This is a genomic window from Paenibacillus sp. FSL H7-0323 (genome assembly GCF_038002725.1).
Classification (GTDB): domain Bacteria; phylum Bacillota; class Bacilli; order Paenibacillales; family Paenibacillaceae; genus Paenibacillus_AQ; species Paenibacillus_AQ odorifer.
The window spans coordinates 4,106,683-4,123,844 of the sequence record NZ_JBBODB010000001.1 but is presented as its reverse complement, the minus strand read 5'-3'; the positions used below and the strand labels follow the sequence as shown (position 1 = coordinate 4,123,844).

Annotated in this window: 15 protein-coding genes and 1 other annotated feature; of the genes, 12 read left to right on the top strand and 3 right to left on the bottom strand. The window is 45.1% G+C overall.

The window, feature by feature from the left end:
• The first annotated feature begins 15 nt into the window (after positions 1-15).
• The 4 genes from MHH89_RS18640 to arsC all read left to right on the top strand — a co-directional run bounded on the left by MHH89_RS18640 (position 16) and on the right by arsC (position 2,684).
• Positions 16-417, top strand: a complete 402-nt coding sequence (locus MHH89_RS18640; protein ID WP_339188563.1) for a GNAT family N-acetyltransferase — start codon at positions 16-18, stop codon at positions 415-417.
• Between the two features lie 81 nt (positions 418-498).
• The gene (locus MHH89_RS18635; protein ID WP_076128778.1) at positions 499-825 is read left to right on the top strand and encodes an ArsR/SmtB family transcription factor; all 327 of its coding nucleotides are present in this window, start codon (positions 499-501) and stop codon (positions 823-825) included.
• Between the two features lie 128 nt (positions 826-953).
• Positions 954-2,243 carry an arsenic transporter gene (locus MHH89_RS18630; protein ID WP_076277127.1) on the top strand — a complete coding sequence of 430 codons (1,290 nt, stop codon included), beginning with the start codon at positions 954-956 and terminating at the stop codon, positions 2,241-2,243.
• A 21-nt stretch (positions 2,244-2,264) separates the two neighbouring features.
• On the top strand, positions 2,265-2,684 hold the full coding sequence (arsC, locus tag MHH89_RS18625; protein WP_076282680.1) for an arsenate reductase (thioredoxin): 420 nt from the start codon (positions 2,265-2,267) through the stop codon (positions 2,682-2,684).
• Between the two features lie 19 nt (positions 2,685-2,703).
• Here the strand turns inward: arsC and MHH89_RS18620 are convergent, their stop codons facing one another.
• On the bottom strand, positions 2,704-3,888 hold the full coding sequence (locus tag MHH89_RS18620; protein WP_076308768.1) for an oxalate decarboxylase family bicupin: 1,185 nt from the start codon (positions 3,886-3,888) through the stop codon (positions 2,704-2,706).
• Between the two features lie 164 nt (positions 3,889-4,052).
• On the opposite strand from MHH89_RS18620, the gene MHH89_RS18615 reads away from it, so the two are divergent.
• From MHH89_RS18615 to MHH89_RS18600, 4 genes are all read left to right on the top strand, one after another.
• Positions 4,053-4,907 (top strand): copper amine oxidase N-terminal domain-containing protein, encoded by an 855-nt coding sequence (locus tag MHH89_RS18615; RefSeq protein WP_341087826.1) that lies wholly within the window; start codon positions 4,053-4,055, stop codon positions 4,905-4,907.
• Between the two features lie 55 nt (positions 4,908-4,962).
• Positions 4,963-6,519 (top strand): SAM-dependent methyltransferase, encoded by a 1,557-nt coding sequence (locus tag MHH89_RS18610; protein WP_341087824.1) that lies wholly within the window; start codon positions 4,963-4,965, stop codon positions 6,517-6,519.
• A gap of 45 nt (positions 6,520-6,564) precedes the next feature.
• Positions 6,565-6,825: a binding site (T-box leader), on the top strand.
• Positions 6,826-6,906: 81 nt separating this feature from the next.
• Positions 6,907-8,586 (top strand): glutamine--tRNA ligase/YqeY domain fusion protein, encoded by a 1,680-nt coding sequence (locus MHH89_RS18605; protein WP_076307274.1) that lies wholly within the window; start codon positions 6,907-6,909, stop codon positions 8,584-8,586.
• Between the two features lie 205 nt (positions 8,587-8,791).
• Positions 8,792-10,084 (top strand): Nramp family divalent metal transporter, encoded by a 1,293-nt coding sequence (locus tag MHH89_RS18600; protein ID WP_076219332.1) that lies wholly within the window; start codon positions 8,792-8,794, stop codon positions 10,082-10,084.
• A 94-nt stretch (positions 10,085-10,178) separates the two neighbouring features.
• On the opposite strand, the gene MHH89_RS18595 is transcribed toward MHH89_RS18600, so the two are convergent.
• Complete coding sequence (locus MHH89_RS18595) at positions 10,179-11,327, bottom strand: N-acetylmuramoyl-L-alanine amidase (protein WP_341087822.1); 1,149 nt, start codon at positions 11,325-11,327, stop codon at positions 10,179-10,181.
• A gap of 149 nt (positions 11,328-11,476) precedes the next feature.
• Between MHH89_RS18595 and MHH89_RS18590 the strand changes: the two genes are divergently transcribed.
• Together MHH89_RS18590 and MHH89_RS18585 are read left to right on the top strand one after the other, a co-directional pair.
• Positions 11,477-12,484, top strand: a complete 1,008-nt coding sequence (locus tag MHH89_RS18590) for a TIR domain-containing protein (protein ID WP_175617364.1) — start codon at positions 11,477-11,479, stop codon at positions 12,482-12,484.
• A complete protein-coding gene (locus MHH89_RS18585; protein ID WP_036680302.1) occupies positions 12,481-12,720 on the top strand; it encodes a hypothetical protein in 240 nt (79 codons plus the stop codon). The genes MHH89_RS18590 and MHH89_RS18585 overlap by 4 nt, the downstream gene beginning before the upstream one ends.
• A 62-nt stretch (positions 12,721-12,782) precedes the next feature.
• On the opposite strand, the gene MHH89_RS18580 is transcribed toward MHH89_RS18585, so the two are convergent.
• A complete protein-coding gene (locus tag MHH89_RS18580; RefSeq protein WP_341087820.1) occupies positions 12,783-13,868 on the bottom strand; it encodes an LLM class flavin-dependent oxidoreductase in 1,086 nt (361 codons plus the stop codon).
• 246 nt (positions 13,869-14,114) lie between these two features.
• Here MHH89_RS18580 and MHH89_RS18575 point away from each other — a divergent pair, with 246 nt between their 5' ends.
• On the top strand, positions 14,115-15,467 hold the full coding sequence (locus MHH89_RS18575; RefSeq protein WP_341087817.1) for an outer membrane protein assembly factor BamB family protein: 1,353 nt from the start codon (positions 14,115-14,117) through the stop codon (positions 15,465-15,467).
• 164 nt (positions 15,468-15,631) lie between these two features.
• Positions 15,632-16,915 carry an ArsB/NhaD family transporter gene (locus MHH89_RS18570; protein ID WP_036680299.1) on the top strand — a complete coding sequence of 428 codons (1,284 nt, stop codon included), beginning with the start codon at positions 15,632-15,634 and terminating at the stop codon, positions 16,913-16,915.
• Positions 16,916-17,162 lie beyond the last annotated feature (247 nt).

Genomic DNA, 17,162 nt, shown 5'->3' with positions numbered 1-17,162 from the left:
CAGACCCTTTCATTTGTGAACCAAGCAATAGAAGACTCTCAAAAAGTTCCCAGAACTCGGTTCGCGCAAGCCATAGTTGCAGTAGGAACTGAACATTTGATCGGCATGATTGAATTAAATATTAGAAGCCATACGGACAGAAGCGGCGAAATCGGCTATATTGTCCATCCTGATGCCTGGGGACAGGGAGTCGCTACAGCAGCGGCCAGACGAATGTTGAAATTTGGCTTTGAAGAACTGCAACTACATCGAATATATGCGACCTGTGACCCTAGAAATAGCGGATCATCCAAGGTACTCACCAAGATAGGTATGACTTATGAGGGAAGATTAAGAGATGCTTTGCTTATTAAAGATGGATGGCGGGATTCTTTGATGTTCAGTATGTTGGAGCATGAGTGGACGGTAGCCCGCTAAAAATTAACTCTTGCTTCCCAATGGTAAGTTCACTAGAATATAAGTATTAGCTTATATACTTTCAAGAGGAGGAGAGAAGGAATGCAGACACTAACGGAAATTGCTGAAGACTTGAAGCTGTTCGGAGATAAGACACGATTGGCAATGCTTTCTCTTCTGAAAGAGCGGGAATGGTGCGTGTGTGAATTCGTTGATATCTTTGACATTTCCCAGCCGGCGATTAGCCAGCATTTACGGAAATTGAAAAGTAGAGGAATCGTTCGGGAAAGCAAGCGGGGACAGTGGGTACATTATTCGTTAAATGTCGAGGATAAACCACATCTTAAAGCTGTTCTTCAACAGATGCCTAGTTCCAAATCGATATTGGCTGAACTGAATAAAGAGGCTAAAGAGCCATGCTGCGACTAAATTTCAGGTAAGGATTTTTTTGATTTATATATAATCATATAGTTATATAATGATATTGGATTGAAGTCACATGCTTATATAGGGGTGTTGAAAAAGATGTGGATTTGCAGTAAAAGGGGGATGGCACTTTGGCTATTGTAGCTATCCTTATATTTTTAGTAACTTTAATCCTTGTAATCTGGCAGCCCCGTAATTTATCGATTGGATGGTCAGCCTGCGGTGGCGCGATCATAGCTTTGCTAGCTGGGGTAGTCAGCTTTAATGATGTTCTGGATGTAACGCAGATCGTGTGGAATGCTACTTTAGCGTTTGTGGCTATTATTCTGATTTCTTTAATTCTGGATCGAATCGGATTTTTTGAATGGGCTGCTTTACATATGGCGCGGGCTGCCCGCGGGAATGGCAGACGAATGTTTGTGTATGTCATCGTTCTTGGTGCGTTAGTGTCTGCATTTTTTGCGAATGATGGAGCGGCTCTGATTCTTACGCCTATTGTGCTTGCGATGGTAAGGGCATTGCATTTTGATGAGAAAAAAGTCTTTCCGTTTATTATCGCCAGCGGTTTTATTGCCGATACCACCTCACTGCCGCTCGTGGTCAGCAATCTGGTCAATATCGTATCAGCGGATTTTTTCGGAATTACGTTTATGGAGTATGCAGGCAAGATGATTATACCTACGTTGTTCTCCCTTGTTGCGAGCATCGTGGTGCTCTATTTCTTTTTTCGCAAAAGTATTCCCAAGCATTTTAACGATTCACAGCTAAAAGATCCGCATGAGGCGATTAAAGACAAAAAAATGTTCCGGCTGTCATGGATTGTATTGGCTGTTCTTTTGGTAGGGTATTTTGTCAGCGAATTTTTGGGTATTCCGGTATCTGTGGTTGCGGGGATCATAGCTATTTTGTTCCTGCTTCTCGCGAGAAGAAGCCCTTACGTCAAGGTGAAAGAAGTGATTACAGGAGCGCCTTGGGCGATTGTGTTCTTTTCCATTGGAATGTATGTCGTAGTATATGGACTTCGAAATGTTGGGCTGACGGATTTACTTGCTAAGATGATTGGGTCTATTGCTGATCAGGGCTTATTTGCCGCAACGATGGGTATGGGCTTCATAGCTGCATTGATCTCATCGCTGATGAATAATCTGCCTACCGTTCTGATTGACGCGCTTGCCATTGATGCTACGCATACCACTGGAATCATTAGAGAGGCTTTAATATATGCGAATGTTATAGGCTCGGACTTAGGACCGAAGATCACTCCGATTGGCTCACTCGCCACACTGCTGTGGCTACATGTACTTTCGGCTAAAGGCGTGAAGATTTCTTGGGGAACGTATTTTAAGACAGGTATTATTTTAACCATTCCAACGTTATTTATTACGCTTTTAGGTCTTTATATGTGGTTGTTGATTAACTAATTTGGACAGGGGAAGATCAAGATGAACAAGAGAACGATTTATTTTTTATGTACAGGGAATTCCTGCAGAAGTCAGATGGCTGAAGGCTGGGCTAAGCAATATCTAGGAAAAGAATGGAGCGTGTACAGTGCAGGTATTGAAGCTCACGGTCTAAATCCAAAAGCTGTACAAGCGATGAGCGAAGTAGGCATAGATATTTCCGGCCAGACTTCGGATATTATTGATGCTAATCTGCTGAATAATGCGAATCTGGTCATTACCTTATGCGGAGATGCTGCGGATAAATGTCCAATGACCCCTCCGAAGGTCAAACGGGAACACTGGGGCTTCGATGATCCGGCAAAAGCGCAAGGGAGTGATGAAGAGAAGTGGGCAGTGTTCCAGCATGTGCGTGACCAGATTGGTGAAAGAATCAAACAATTTGCGGAGACGGGTGAATAAGCAAAAGGGAGGAAGTAACCTATTCTTTTAACTTTGGGTATTTCACCACTGGCCATTTCACTTTCCGTAAGGCATTGATCATTTCGGGCCCAACGTTCAAATTACTTTGAACCAATTCATGGGGAGTGAGAGCCATCCATTGGTTCAGAGAGACGTCGGCAAAACGGTCACTTTTGAACATTTCGAGGAACCACAACGATTCTTCTCCTGTATTCTGAATATAATGTCCAAATGCAAAAGGAACATACCCAACATCGCCAGCCCTGTAATTAAAGGTACGTGCTGCACCGTTTCCGGCAAACACAGTCATCCGTCCTTTTCCGGTAAGATAATATTGCCACTCATCGTTGTTGGGGTGCCAGTGGAGCTCTCTCATTCCTCCAGGTTCAATCTCTACCAGTGCAGCAGCCACGGTCTTGGAGACCGGAAAGTTGCTGGAGTCAACGATTCTGACGCTCCCGCCAGGAGTCTTTAATGGAGGCTGTGCCAACAGCGAATGTTTGAAGCTCTGTGGAATTTCTCCATATGGCGATTGCACCTTTTGGCTTTGTAATGAGCCGGGAACTTGATCCTGATAAATATAGACTTGTTCAGTGGGGATGGAGTCAAAGGCCTCGGCAGGTATTCCAAAGTTAGCTGAAAGTACCTCTTTAGGCGTATGGGCGAACCAATCGGAAATAGACAAGGTATTCAGATCAGAGAAGCTTCCGTCGTCGAAGACAAGGAGAAATTCACAGCCTTCTTCAAGACCTTGTATAGAGTGAGGAATACCCGGCGGAAAATACCATAGATCACCAGGTCCTACATCTGCTATAAAGTTCCGTCCATTCTGATCCACAGCAGTAATCCGAGCGCGGCCTAACAGCATATAAGACCATTCCGCTTGCTGATGCCAGTGAAGCTCTCGTACTCCACCGGGGGTCAGGCTCATATTCACACCTGCCAGTGTAGTTGCGATAGGGAGTTCTCTGACGGTTACTTCTCTGGACCAGCCACCATGATTAAGCTGCATATGCGCATCAGAGAAAGAAAATTTCAAATTGGGAACCAGGCCCGCATCAGTCACCGGAGGAACGAACATATCCGGATTCTCAAGATCCCGCATAACATCGCGGGGTCCTTTATCTAATCCCCCTGTGCCATCGCTTCGGATGGGCTGGGGGATGTTTGTTTTGTTTGCCGAATCCTGTCCAGCAGAAGTCATAAGATGTTCTCCTTTCTTGTTCCTAAAGCGTTCAATGAAAATATATGCGGAATGCTGTCTTTTATGATGGATAGCAGAAGTGGTACAAGTTGACATGTGTAGGGTCATCATTGATTATTACTAATAGAGGCTAAGGTTCTAGATGAACTGGAGAGGGGTTTGTGATGATTCACATCAAGGAGTCCTTACAACGATTAGGGAAAATAAAAGCTTGCGTAATAGGTCTATTAGTGATTATGTTCGCCGCGGGATCTGCGGTTACACCTACATCGGTGTCGGCAGCTGTCCAGTTAGGGACACAGGTAATGCCACTGTCATACGGGGGATATTACGTGCTTTTTCCAGGTAAACTCGCCCCTTATTTCAAAGCAGGTAAATTAATGGTGCCGATTCGAGCCTTCTCCAATGCGATTGGCGCAGATTTGCTCTATGACGCTCTGAGCAAGAGTATTACTGTTTCACTGCTGGACCGATCGGTAGGAAATATTAAAGCAGGGCAGCTAGAGGCAGATTTTAATGGGGAGACCGTAGATTCATTAGGCGTTGCTCCAGAGATAAAGGATGGCACTCTGTTTGTTCCGGCGTCTCCCATTTTAGAAGGGCTTAAGTCTTTTCGCTGGGAAGTGCAATTTAATAATGTGAATAAATTAACCCTTGGTATTGGAGCCAGAAAAGGGGAGGAATGGGTGAAGCCTGAGGCAGATCGTGCGCTTGCTCCTTATCCACTCGAAACGACAGCACATCCGTATCCGTTATATCCTACTATGCTAACGCAGGCTCAATCCGGGAAAGAATATAGATTGACCTTAGGCGTGCAAAATACCTCCGGATTCATCATCCCTAAAGGAAACGCGGAATTAGAGCTGGTGAGTGTGGACAGTAAAGGGAATTCTTTTTATCAAACGTTGAAAGGACCTGATTCCTCAACCTCCAAGACGGCATTATTATCATTTTCCGTTAACATACCAACAGAGGCTGAATACGTCATTTTCAGGTCACGCACCTTGAGAGCGCAATAAGGCAATTGCTATAGATTATTCAAACAAGCTAGACAGAGAGCGGGTAAAGAAACAGATGACAGGTAACAAAGAGCAGCAATATCGCTTCAGCGAAGCACCGATTTGGGAATTGCAACGAACATATTATGAAGAGCAGGGATTAAAGGCTTGGAATAATGATCAGGTCCCGCAGTACATCACGAGTAACCCTATGATTGCGACAGCATACGCAGAGATGATCTTTGGATTTCTGCAAGACCGGGCTGGACAAGGGCATCTCTCAGAGACCGTTACGATTCTAGAACTTGGAGCGGGAGCTGGCCGGTTAGCCTTCCATGTGCTTAAAAAGTTATGTGAAATCGTAGACTACGCAGATATTCCTCTTCCTCCTTTTCGTTATGTGATGAGTGATTTGCCTTCCAAAAATATATCCAGCTGGCAGCAGCACCCGAGCCTACTTCCTTACGTAGAGCAGGGTATTTTGGACTTCGCTCGTTTTGATGCTGTGCAGGATGTAGAACTACATTTAGTACACGCTAAGCTCAGCATTCGGCCGGGTGATTTACAGCAGCCATTGGTGATTGTGGCAAATTACTTTTTTGACAGCATTCCGCAAGAATTAATTTATGTGGATGAAGGAAAAATATATGAATGTGAGGTTTCGATCCAGTATTCGGCGGAAGTTGATCCGGATAACCCCTCCGATGCGCTCGGCAAAATCATCCCGCAGTACCATTATAGGCGTGTGGCTAGTTATGAAGAGGAGACTTATCCCTATCATGACGTTATAGCGCTTTATCAGCAGAAGCTGGAGGATTCACATATACTCTTTCCGGTGGTGGGGCTTACTTGTCTGGAGCGGCTTGCGCGGCTCTCTACAGAGGGATTCGTGCTGCTTACAGCGGATAAGGGAGACCATCGCTTAGAGAACTGGGAATTTGCAGAACCTCCATTGCTGATTCATCACGGAAGCTTCTCTTTGACCGCGAATTATCATGCGATAGAGCATGTGCTGAAACAAAAAGGGGCGCATTCAATATTCACCAGTCATCACTATAAAAACCTGAACATCGGCTGTATTCTTATGCTACCAACACCGCTGAGCTATACAAACACTCGGCTGGGTTACAAGCGGTTTATAGAACGTTTTGGCCCGGATGATTTCTTTAGTATGAAGGAATGGATGGATCAGCAATTAGATACGATGGGGCTGCAGCAAATTTTGGCCTTTTGGCGTTTGGGTGGGTATGATGCTGAATGGTTTATCCATAGCGCTGAACAGATTTCGGAGCTGCTGCCGGGTGCCAGTGATGAAGAAATGCTGGATCTACAGCGAGGTATACAGTTGATGTGGACGGGCTATTATCCGATGGAACAGAGTTATGATCTGTCGCTAGATGCGGGGTTGCTGCTGTATGAAATGGATAAATTCGCGGAAGCATTGGATTACTTAGAACGCTCCATGCATGCGAGTACGGAAGAACCATTGGCATCAGTGCTGTATAGCATGGCAATCTGTAACTATGAGCTAGGAGCTGAAGCTGCTGCATTGGAATACGCGCGTAGAGCTTTGGCTGCAGAGCCTGACAATGAAGTAGTATTGGAGCTCCTAACGGCGCTTAGCGGGGAATAAGCACATTTACATAGGGTTATCTTTTTGGTATCCTATACAAAATAATCAAACGCGATGACGAGAAGAGTACATGAAATCATTCCTTCACAGAGAGCCCTGGATGATGAGAACAGGGTAAGGGGGATTTTATCGAAACAAGCCTCTGAGCGGCATATCGGAACCGGACTAAGGGGATGGTATGACGGGAGCTCCTGTTATAGAGCTAGAGTATAAGCACTGCGCAAGATGTTTTGCCGTACTTGATGAGATTAATATGGCGACATATTAATGAACCTGGGGTGGTACCGCGAGAATTTCGTCCCCAAGACCATAAGTCTTGGAGGTGAGGTTCTTTTTATTTTGCAGATTAAGCAGGCGGATATCACTTATAAACAGGAGGTAACACCAATGAACGAGGAACCGGAAGTATTAGCAGAGAGTTACATCGACAGATTGATTCAAGAAGAGCTGGAAGCAGGGACTTACAGTAGAGATATTTGCACGAGATTTCCACCGGAGCCTAACGGGTATCTGCACATTGGCAGTGCGTATGCTATTCATACGAACTATACGACTGCGAAAAAGTATGGCGGGAAGTTCCATTTGCGCTTTGATGACACCAATCCTTTAAAAGAGGATCTGGAGTATGTAAATGCCATCATCGAAGATATTCAATGGATGGGCTATCCACCGGACTATATTTTTTATGGATCAGACTATTCTGAGAAAATATACAATAGCGCAGTTACGTTAATCCGAAAAGGAAAGGCGTATGTCTGTGATTTATCACCTGAAGAGGTGACAGCCTATAGAGGGACGCTTACGGAGCCGGGAAAAAACAGCCCGTTCCGGGAGCGTTCTGTGGAAGAGAATTTGCGGTTATTTACGGAGATGAAAGCTGGAGATTATCCAACGGGAGCCAGAGTGTTGCGGGCTAAAATAGATATGAGCTCACCTAATATCAACTTACGTGATCCGGTGATTTACAGAATCATTCATGCGGAGCATTATAGAACGGGTAACGAATGGTGTATCTATCCGATGTATGATTTTGCCCATCCTATACAAGATGCTATCGAAGGGATTACGTATTCCTTATGCTCGATTGAATTTAAGGATCATCGGCCGCTCTATGAGTGGGTATTGAAGGAGCTGGATATCCCTGAGGCTCCTAAGCAAAGAGAGTTTGGACGGGTGAACATCACCGGAGTTGTGACGAGTAAACGGTATATCAGACAGCTGGTTACAGGCCATTATGTGGATGGCTGGGATGACCCGAGACTTCCTACGCTTCGCGGTTTACGCAGAAGAGGTTTTACGCCGGAGAGTATCCGGAATTTTGTGAAGGAAATTGGCTTTGTCAGAAATAGCACCATTGTGGATATTGCCATGTTAGAGCATGCGCTTAGACAAGATTTGAAGGCAAAGGTTCCAAGTGTGATGGCTGTTCTTAAGCCTTTAAAAGTGGTCATTACTAATTATCCTGAAGATCATAATGAATGGCTGACGATTGAGAATAACAGTGAAGATAAGTCACTTGGAGAAAGAGAGGTTCCTTTTTCACGAACCCTTTATATTGAACAAGAAGATTTCATGGAGGAGCCGCCAAAAGGGTATCACAGGCTGACTATGGGGAACGAAGTAAGGCTGAAGGGTGCTTATTTCATAAAGTGCAATGAAGTAATCAAGGATGAAGTTACCGGAGAAATCCTAGAGCTTCGCTGCACCTATGATCCGAGAACGAAGAGCGGAAGCGGGTTTAATGAACGGAAGGTTAAGGCAACCATTCACTGGGTATCGGCAGACCAGGCTATCAAGGCTGATGTTCATCTATATGAGCGGCTGCTGAAAGATAACGACGGTCCTAAAGAAGACGGTGAGCGCTGGGACGCGTATCTTAATCCAGATTCCTTAACGATCCTGAAGGATTGTTTGCTGGAGCCATCAATGGGCAACGCAAGGCCAGAAGATAAATTTCAATTGATCCGGCACGGATTTTTCTGCGTGGATAAGAAGTATACCACGGCAGATAAGCTGGTGCTGAACCGGATAGTACCGCTGAAGGACACATGGAAGAAAAATTCATAAGCAGCTTAAGCTGGGCGAAGATCGGGTAATTCCTGATCATCGTCCAGCTTTTTTTGTGCCTAGTCGTTGGTGAACAAGCAAATGAAAATTCCATATGAAACATGTTTACATTTTTCAGAAATAAGCATATACTTTATATATAAGTTGCACAGGGGAAACTTTCGTGTATATAGACAACTTTTTCAGGGCAAGAGGAGGAATTGAAATGCTCGAACAAACTTTAGTAGAACAACCACATATAAAACAACATAAGAACTCGATTTCAGCACAAGCCGTACTTAACGGGGAGATCAAAGGGATTAAACGATTACTTCCTTTTCTAGGCCCAGCTTTTATCGCTGCTGTTGCTTATCTGGATCCAGGTAATTTTGCCACCAATATTACGGCGGGCTCCAAATATGGATATCTCTTATTGTGGGTGATCGTGGCCTCTAATCTAATGGCTGTGCTAATCCAAGCGTTATCCGCCAAGCTGGGGATTGCGACAGGCAAGAACTTGCCTGAGATCGCCCATGATCGTTTTCCGAAGAGTGTATCGATCTTCTTATGGATTCAAAGTGAGCTAGTGATTATAGCTACGGATCTGGCAGAGTTTATCGGGGCGGCATTAGGACTATATCTCTTATTTGATATTCCGATGCTGCCAGCAGCACTGATTACTGCGGTGGGCTCATTTGCTATCTTAGAGCTGCAACGCCGGGGATATCGCTCCTTAGAGGCAGGGATTGCCGCGATGATCCTTATAGTCGTATTAGCCTTCGCTTTTCAAGTTATTGTAGCTAAACCGGATATGGGAGCAGTTGCCGTAGGCATGTTTACACCTAAGTTTGAAGGGGTGGACAGCATCCTATTGGCCGCAGGAATTCTAGGCGCAACCGTGATGCCACATGCGATTTACCTGCATTCATCACTTACACAGAACCGTATCGTCGGGGTGAATGAATCGGAGAAAAAACAGATTTTCAAATTGGAATTTATAGATATTATTATTGCGATGATTATCGCAGGTGCAGTAAATCTGGCTATGGTTATTGTCTCCGCGGCATTGTTTTTCAAAAATGGTCTCGTGGTTGAGGATCTGGATGTCGCGTTTCAACAATTTGGTCACTTAGCTGGGCCAGTAACGGCGATCTCGTTTGGGTTGGGACTACTCATTGCGGGACTGTCGAGTTCCTCCGTAGGGACTATGGCTGGCGATGTGGTTATGCAAGGCTTCATCAACAAAAGAATTAACCTGTACTTGCGCCGTGCGATTACCATCATTCCGCCACTAGCGATCATTGGTTTTGGTGTGAATCCAACCAAAGCACTCGTGATCAGTCAGGTGATCCTGTCCTTTGGGATTGCGTTCGCGTTGATTCCGCTGGTTGTGTTTACAAGCAATCGCCAGATTATGGGCGGGTTAGTGAATCGCAAAATGACAGCCACTCTGGGCTGGATTATCTCCGGTCTGGTTGTATCGTTGAACTTGTTCTTGGTCTATCAAATGCTCGTATAAGGAAGCAGTCAAAAGAGCCCGACCCACAGATCTCCTCAGATCATACCTGAGAGATACATGGGTCGGGCTTTTTTTGGAGTGTTGTTCCAGCCAGTTATTTAAAATAATCCGCAACGCCTTCAGCGATGGCTTTAGCCGCTTTTTTCTGATAGGAGGCCTTGCGGACAATGGACTCGTCTGTAGGATTGGTAAGGAATCCAAGCTCAACCAAGGTAGCTGGAATCCGATTCTCCCTTAGGATGTGATAATCGCCAAAGGACAACCCGTTGCTTTTCAGACCGATGCCTTGCCCCAGCCGGGTTTCAATCGCCCGCGCCAGCTTCAAATCATCCGCTTCTGAATAAAAGAAGGTCAACGTTCCGGACACATTTTTAGGTGAAGAATTATAATGAACGCTTACAAAAGCATCAGCACGCAGGGCTTGGCTCATCTGAACACGACGAGCTAACGTCGGCTTCTGATCGTCTCGGGTGCGCGTCATCTCTACCCGTGCTCCTTTAGTAACAAGAGCATCGCGGACATAAAGTGCAGTATGCAGATTCAAATCTTTTTCCATGGTGTTATATGTAGTGCCAAGCATGCCCGGATCACTCCCGCCATGACCAGGATCGATGACGATCAGCTTTCCTCGTAGTCCGCCTTTATGCTGGACGGTGCTTACGCTGCTTGTACTGCTTGATGTGCTTCCACTTCGGATATACTGCTCTGCCACCCAACCGGTTTCACCGCTGACTGTGCGAATTCGAGCCCAGCCGTTCTGATGAAGAAGGAGAGTGACTGTATCCTTGGCTTTTAAAGAACCGAGCACCTTATAGTGAGTTCCTGGGCCACTTCGGATGCGCAGAGAATCAGCCGTGACTGTAGCCTTTGAAGTTCTACTAGAAGTATTGGCTGATGTTGACGAGGCAGTATTGGTTTTAGTAGCAATAGACGTTCCAGAAGCGCTGGATTGCAGGGAGTTGCTGTTCACCTTTTTTAGGTAATAACCCGCTACCCAGCCAGAGGTGCTCCCCGCCTTAACCATTAACCATCCGTGCTGCTCATCAGTCACAGTAACCCGAGCCCCATTCTTAATTGATCCTACAACAGTTGCATTCTTAGCCGGTTCATCGCGTACATTTAAAGAACTCGCATATACCTGTGCGGTATAACTTCCCGCTGCTGTCTTTGCTTCAGCAGACTGTGGCGCTGCTATACCCAAAAGGCAAGCTGTGAGCAGGGTGACACCTATCATTTTGTTCATAGTATCCTCGCTTTTTGAGAGTAGTCGTAATTCCTTACCCAATTTACGAGGTTTAGAATAATATTTTTTGAGAATATGGCCTCTTTTCTGGTGGTCTAAAGACTTGTATAATTATTACATATCGGGAAAGAGGATGAAGGAGCATTGCCGTGACTAAACCAAAGCTATTCATTGGATCTTCCAGGGAGTCTATACGTTATGCAAGAGCGATTCATGAGCAGCTGAAGAGGGATGCTGAAGTGCATCCTTGGTATGCCAACGCTTTTCGGGCGAATGAATACACTATGGAGGCGTTGGAGCGAAATTTGGATGAGAGCGATTTTGCCGTATTTGTGTTCTCGCCAGATGATGTCGCCAAAATCCGTGGTAAATATTATTATGTGACCCGCGATAATACGGGGTTTGAAATGGGTTTGTTTTGGGCTAGATTACGGCGCAGCCGTGTTTTTTGTCTAGTGCCTGATCAGGTAACTGCGCGTGATGATCTCATCCCTGGAGAAAATGTAGAAGAATATCATCTGCTATCTGATTTAGCGGGAATTACATCTTTAGAGTATGAAGTGCATCACGATAATCCTACGGCTGCTGTGGATGTGAGCTGTGGTAAGATTATTGATAGTATTCAAGAACGTGGAAGATTCCGTGACCCGCTTAAAGATTTAGAGCAGCTAAAGATGGATTTAAGGCGCAAGGAAAGTATCCTTCATTTTTTTTGGCAATATAATAGTAATGTGACCATCTCCGAGAATGGAGATAAATATCACGCACTTAGTGAGGCGATACGCAATTCCTTTTTACCTCCGAAGCATTGTCGTGTAATCGGTGCAGCCATCTGGCAGGCACAAGAGAAGGAACAACTTGTTCAGGTGGGGGGGAATGTCGGACGTGGTCACTCCTATCCCTTGTCTGTAACGAAAGGGAATGAGAAGCAGCCTAGTGTGGTAGATGCATTTTTATCGAGTAAATGGACTTTTTTTCAACGCACGGAAGTTGCAGAGGTATATATCCTATGCTATCCTCTAGGTAAGAAGTATGTTCTTTCCGTTCATTTCTCAGGAAGTGATGGATTATCTGCAGATGATCTTAAGGCGGTAGTTGGGAATAATCAGGATTTATTCCGTACCATCAATCATTTAGTAGGAGAGGATTCAGCATGAAGAGAATAAAAGGTATTAACAGCTTATCCGATGCTGTTCTCCGATCTGCGAGTGGTGGGAGCAGGAGTGCAGGCGGCGATGACAAAAGCACCAAAAGAAAAGCAGGCTCGAGTCATTCTGCTCAGCAGCCAGCTTCAGCTCAGATTTATACTGCACCTTCTTTGGACGGCGGAGACGACGAATATAAGAAGCTTATCAGCGGGAAAGTAGATAATAATAAACCATCCTTTGCGTGATTTTTTTTTATAAAAAGGGGGCCTCAGCCGTTGGCTTGAGGGCCCCTTTTTGGTATTCCATTCTAACGGCTGTTCTTCTTGGCGATCTCGCGCCGTACGACAGGTGCAACCTCTGTTGCCAAAAGTTCAATGGCTTTGGCTACCTGAGCGTAAGGAAGGCCGCCGATATCGAGCTGAGTCATAAAGCGGCTATGACCGAACAGCTCATGCTGATAGAGAATTTTTTCGATAATTTGCTGCGGGCTGCCTACAGCCATCGTGTTATCAGCAGATACATATTGCCCAAAGTCATCACGAGACACCTTGTACTCTTGACCCGGTTTTGGACTGATAGAGTTACGGTAACTATAGTAGTAAGGGTAATATTCATCCAACGCCTGCTGTGAGGTTTCAGCAATGTAGCCGTGGCTAGTGATCGCAATCTTTAGATCTTCAGGTGAATGTCCTGCTTGAATTCCGGCACGCCGATAGGTTGCGGCAAGCTCTTGAAAAGGCTCTGGACTGCCGCTTAGGATGGCGATAGCCATTCCGGTCCCGAGCATCCCGGCCTTCTCCGCACTTTCTGGAGAACCGCCTACACCAATCCAGAGCGGAAGATTCTCTTGCAATGGACGTGGAGCAATCTCCGAATCCTTCAGCGATGAACGGAAGGAGCCCTCCCAGTTCATAACTTCATGTTTGTTAAGCTCCAAGAGTAAATTGATGTTCTCGGAGAATAGACGGTGATAATCTTCAAGCTCATACCCGAAGAGCGGAAAAGACTCCACAAAAGCACCACGCCCCGCAATAATCTCTGCACGTCCATTCGACAGCAAATCAAGTGTGGCGAAATCCTCGAACACCCGTACAGGATCAATGGTGCTTAATACGGTTGTTGCGCTCGTTAGTTTAATTCTGTTAGTAACCTGAGAAATGGCAGCCAGCACCACTGGCACCGAAGAAATTACAAAATCAAGACGATGATGCTCACCTACACCAAATACATCAAGTCCCGCCTCATCTGCCAGCTTAGCTGCAGCTACAACTTCGTCGAGACGTTGTTTTGGACTGATCTTCTTCCCTGTATGACAATCCGCTACGATGTCTCCTAAGGTATAGATACCAAATTCAAAATCGGATGCTGGTGCTGCCGTTGCTTCGTTACTCATGCTCACAAACCCCTTGTTATTCATATATTTGCTAAAGCCTGTCCGTGTATGGAGGAATGTGATTATTATAACACAATGACTTACAAAATGTAAGTTTGTGAGTAAATGTTTTGAATTCTTCTGTTGTTTTTGACAAAATGGAATAATAATCCATAAGGATTATGTCCTGCTCGTCCAATATTATTATATTTGATTTTAAGAAGCTATCCAAATGAGGCAGTTACTTATATGAGGAGGAGTTTGGTGGTGAGAGGAACAATATTGAAATCTTATCTTCGTACTGCAGTTATTGGTTTAGGGGTATTGCTTATGGTAAATCCGGTACAAGCAGCTGCGGTTGATCCACACACCTCTTTTATAGGCTCGAATGGTGATGATTACTATGCAAACCTGCCTGCTGCGAAGGTTGAATGGTCAACAACAATGGATTTGCCAGCTTTGAAAGATGTGCCGTCGGATTATATCATGGGTAAGGGTGTTGTTGCAGTCGGAGCGGGCAAAGCTTTTATCCTTCAAAAGGGTCAGCTTTTAGCGATTAACGTCCAGACTGGAAAAGTAATGTGGAAATACGGCTCCAAATTAACAACGCCGCTGCTCTATCAGGATGGCGTGGCTTACGTCACTTCGGAGGCAGGTACGATCTATGCAGTTAACGCGGCTACGGGCAAAAATAAATGGAGCTCATCGGCAACCAGTAAAGGTGTCAGTAAATTGTTAATTGATAAAGAGCAGCTATTCGCTGCTAATGGCGATATTCAAGCCTACAATCTGAAAGATGGCAAGTTGCAGTGGCGCGATAATTTCAGCGAAATGCTGTTTGAACCATTTATGGTTGAGGGGAATCTGGTGCTAGCTCAAAACTCAGAGTCCGGAGCGTATACGTATGACATTTTACATGCGTTTGATCGAACAACAGGTAAAGAGCTTTGGAATAGTGGTAATCATAGTCTTCCGATTGCAGCAGAGGGGACTACGCTTATCTCACAACGGGAAGCTACATTGGTAGACCCTCTTCCTTTGACGACACTCGATCATTTGGATGTGAAGACAGGTAAGCTTGTAAAGGCTGTAGAGTATAACCCCGCTCATATAGATCCTAATCATCCGAAACCAGAAGAAGAATATATGACTAGCGGAGGCAGAGCCTGGATCATTGGGGACAGGATATATATTGGGGGACAAAAAGGAGTCTATGGCTACCTAGTAAATGTTGATCCAGCTGCCGTAACACGAGATAATTATTCGTATGAATCCATCGGAGCTAAGTTATCCTACGCGGCGGGTCCTTATGATGGAAGAATTCTTTTTAGTAACGAACAGAGCATCTATGGTGTTAAAATGTCTAATAAATCTGTGTTCCAGTACGGAGGAATCAGCAATCCGATTGCCCGCTTCGATCTGCTCGGACATGGCATGTATGTTGCCCAGACCGATGGGAAATTGGTTGCTATTGATCTAATTACCGCCAAACCTATCGTGCAGCTCAAAACATCAGGTAGAGTATTCGGCCCAACCTTGCTGGAGGATGGGATGATTATTGTGCAGAGTAAAGGGAAGTTAACTGCTTTCAAGGAGCCTCAGGCTCTGAAAATGAAATAATCGAATCTACAACGGCTCTCCGATAAACATCCGGCAGAGTCGTTTTTTAGTGGAATGATTCCACAATCCCAGTGCGAAAAATACAAATCTATTTTATGATAATAAGGTTATAGTATGAGTAGACTGTAAGTTAACGAAATTACATAGAAGGACCGAGGGATATTATGGAACAGCAAGCGGTTTGGGCGATAGGCATTTTTCTGCTGATTTATGGACTTATTATTTCCGAAAAGATTCACCGTACCATTCTGGCGATGTTAGGAGCTATCGTCATGATAGCGATGGGCATTGTGGATCAGGAGACGGCATTGCAGCACATCGATTTTAATACTATAGGACTGCTTGTAGGGATGATGATGATTGTAGGGATTACCGCAGAGACGGGGCTCTTTAAATACGCAGCTGTGAAATCAGCTAAGTTGGCGAAGGGGAAGCCGAAGAGAATACTGATTGCTTTGTTTGTGATTACCGCAGTGGCTTCAGCCTTTTTGGATAATGTGACGACAGTGCTGCTTATGGTGCCAGTCACCTTCAGTATTACAAGACAACTGCGCATACATCCGCTGCCTTTTTTGATGTCACAAATTATCGCATCTAATGTAGGCGGAACGGCAACCTTGATCGGAGATCCACCTAATATCATGATTGGCAGTGCGGTTAAGGAGCTGACCTTCATGGCTTTTATTAGCAATCTGACACCCGTGATTATCATCATTGTTTTGGCGTATATCCCGCTGCTGTTATTGATGTTCGGTAAACAAATTAAAACTACACCTGAACTGCAGCAGAGCATCATGGACATGGATGAGAAGGTTATGATTACAGATCATAAGTTGCTGCGAAAATGTTTGATCGTACTGGCAATTACGATTGCCGGGTTCTTTTTACATCAGGCGTTACATTTGGAGTCCGCTACGGTTGCACTGGCTGGTGCATTTTTACTGCTGCTGCTGACCGGAGGGGAACATATGCTGGAAAAAGCTTTTCACAGCGTGGAATGGATTACGATCTTCTTTTTTATCGGACTGTTCGTGTTGGTGTCAGGGCTTGTAGAGACAGGTGTGATTGCAGAGCTGGCAGCAAAAGCGATTGAAATAACGAATGGTGATGTGCTGATGAGCTCAATGATGATTTTATGGGTCAGCGCCATTACCTCGGCATTTCTGGATAACATCCCTTTTGTAGCAACTATGATCCCGCTGATTCAGGAGATGGGCAATATGGGGATCAGCAATTTGGAGCCGTTATGGTGGAGTTTGGCCTTAGGCGCTTGTCTGGGTGGCAATGGCACATTGATTGGTGCGAGTGCTAATTTGATCGTGGCGGGTTTGGCAGGAAAAGAGGGGTACCCGATTACATTCATGAAGTATTTGAAGGTCGGATTTCCTTTAATGCTGTTGTCCATTGTGATCTCCAGCGTGTATTTATATTTAAGATATCTGATGTAAGCAGCGTTGCTAAGAGCCGGGGGAGCGATATGCTTGAAGTGATATTTTGAAACGGTAGAAGTTGTGGAGGAAGTAGAAGGAGTAGGAGTAGTGGAAGTAGTGGAAGTGGTGGAAGTAGAGGAAGTAGTGGGAGTAGAGGGAGTAGAGGAAGTAGTGGGAGTAGAGGGAGTAGATGCAGAAGTATAAGTAACAAGTGGAGGCAAAATGCAGATTTTGAAGCGGTAGACATAGGTTGGAGTGACGGTGG

Bases quoted from the DNA above. Each gene is read 5' to 3' on its own strand.
- MHH89_RS18610 (WP_341087824.1), top strand. From the start codon at position 4,963: ATGACAGGTAACAAAGAGCAGCAATATCGCTTCAGCGAAGCACCGATT.
- MHH89_RS18570 (WP_036680299.1), top strand. From the start codon at position 15,632: ATGGAACAGCAAGCGGTTTGGGCGATAGGCATTTTTCTGCTGATTTAT.
- arsC (WP_076282680.1), top strand. From the start codon at position 2,265: ATGAACAAGAGAACGATTTATTTTTTATGTACAGGGAATTCCTGCAGA.
- MHH89_RS18620 (WP_076308768.1), bottom strand. From the start codon at position 3,888: ATGACTTCTGCTGGACAGGATTCGGCAAACAAAACAAACATCCCCCAG.
- MHH89_RS18605 (WP_076307274.1), top strand. From the start codon at position 6,907: ATGAACGAGGAACCGGAAGTATTAGCAGAGAGTTACATCGACAGATTG.
- MHH89_RS18595 (WP_341087822.1), bottom strand. From the start codon at position 11,327: ATGAACAAAATGATAGGTGTCACCCTGCTCACAGCTTGCCTTTTGGGT.
- MHH89_RS18615 (WP_341087826.1), top strand. From the start codon at position 4,053: ATGATTCACATCAAGGAGTCCTTACAACGATTAGGGAAAATAAAAGCT.
- MHH89_RS18635 (WP_076128778.1), top strand. From the start codon at position 499: ATGCAGACACTAACGGAAATTGCTGAAGACTTGAAGCTGTTCGGAGAT.
- MHH89_RS18600 (WP_076219332.1), top strand. From the start codon at position 8,792: ATGCTCGAACAAACTTTAGTAGAACAACCACATATAAAACAACATAAG.
- MHH89_RS18585 (WP_036680302.1), top strand. From the start codon at position 12,481: ATGAAGAGAATAAAAGGTATTAACAGCTTATCCGATGCTGTTCTCCGA.
- MHH89_RS18580 (WP_341087820.1), bottom strand. From the start codon at position 13,868: ATGAGTAACGAAGCAACGGCAGCACCAGCATCCGATTTTGAATTTGGT.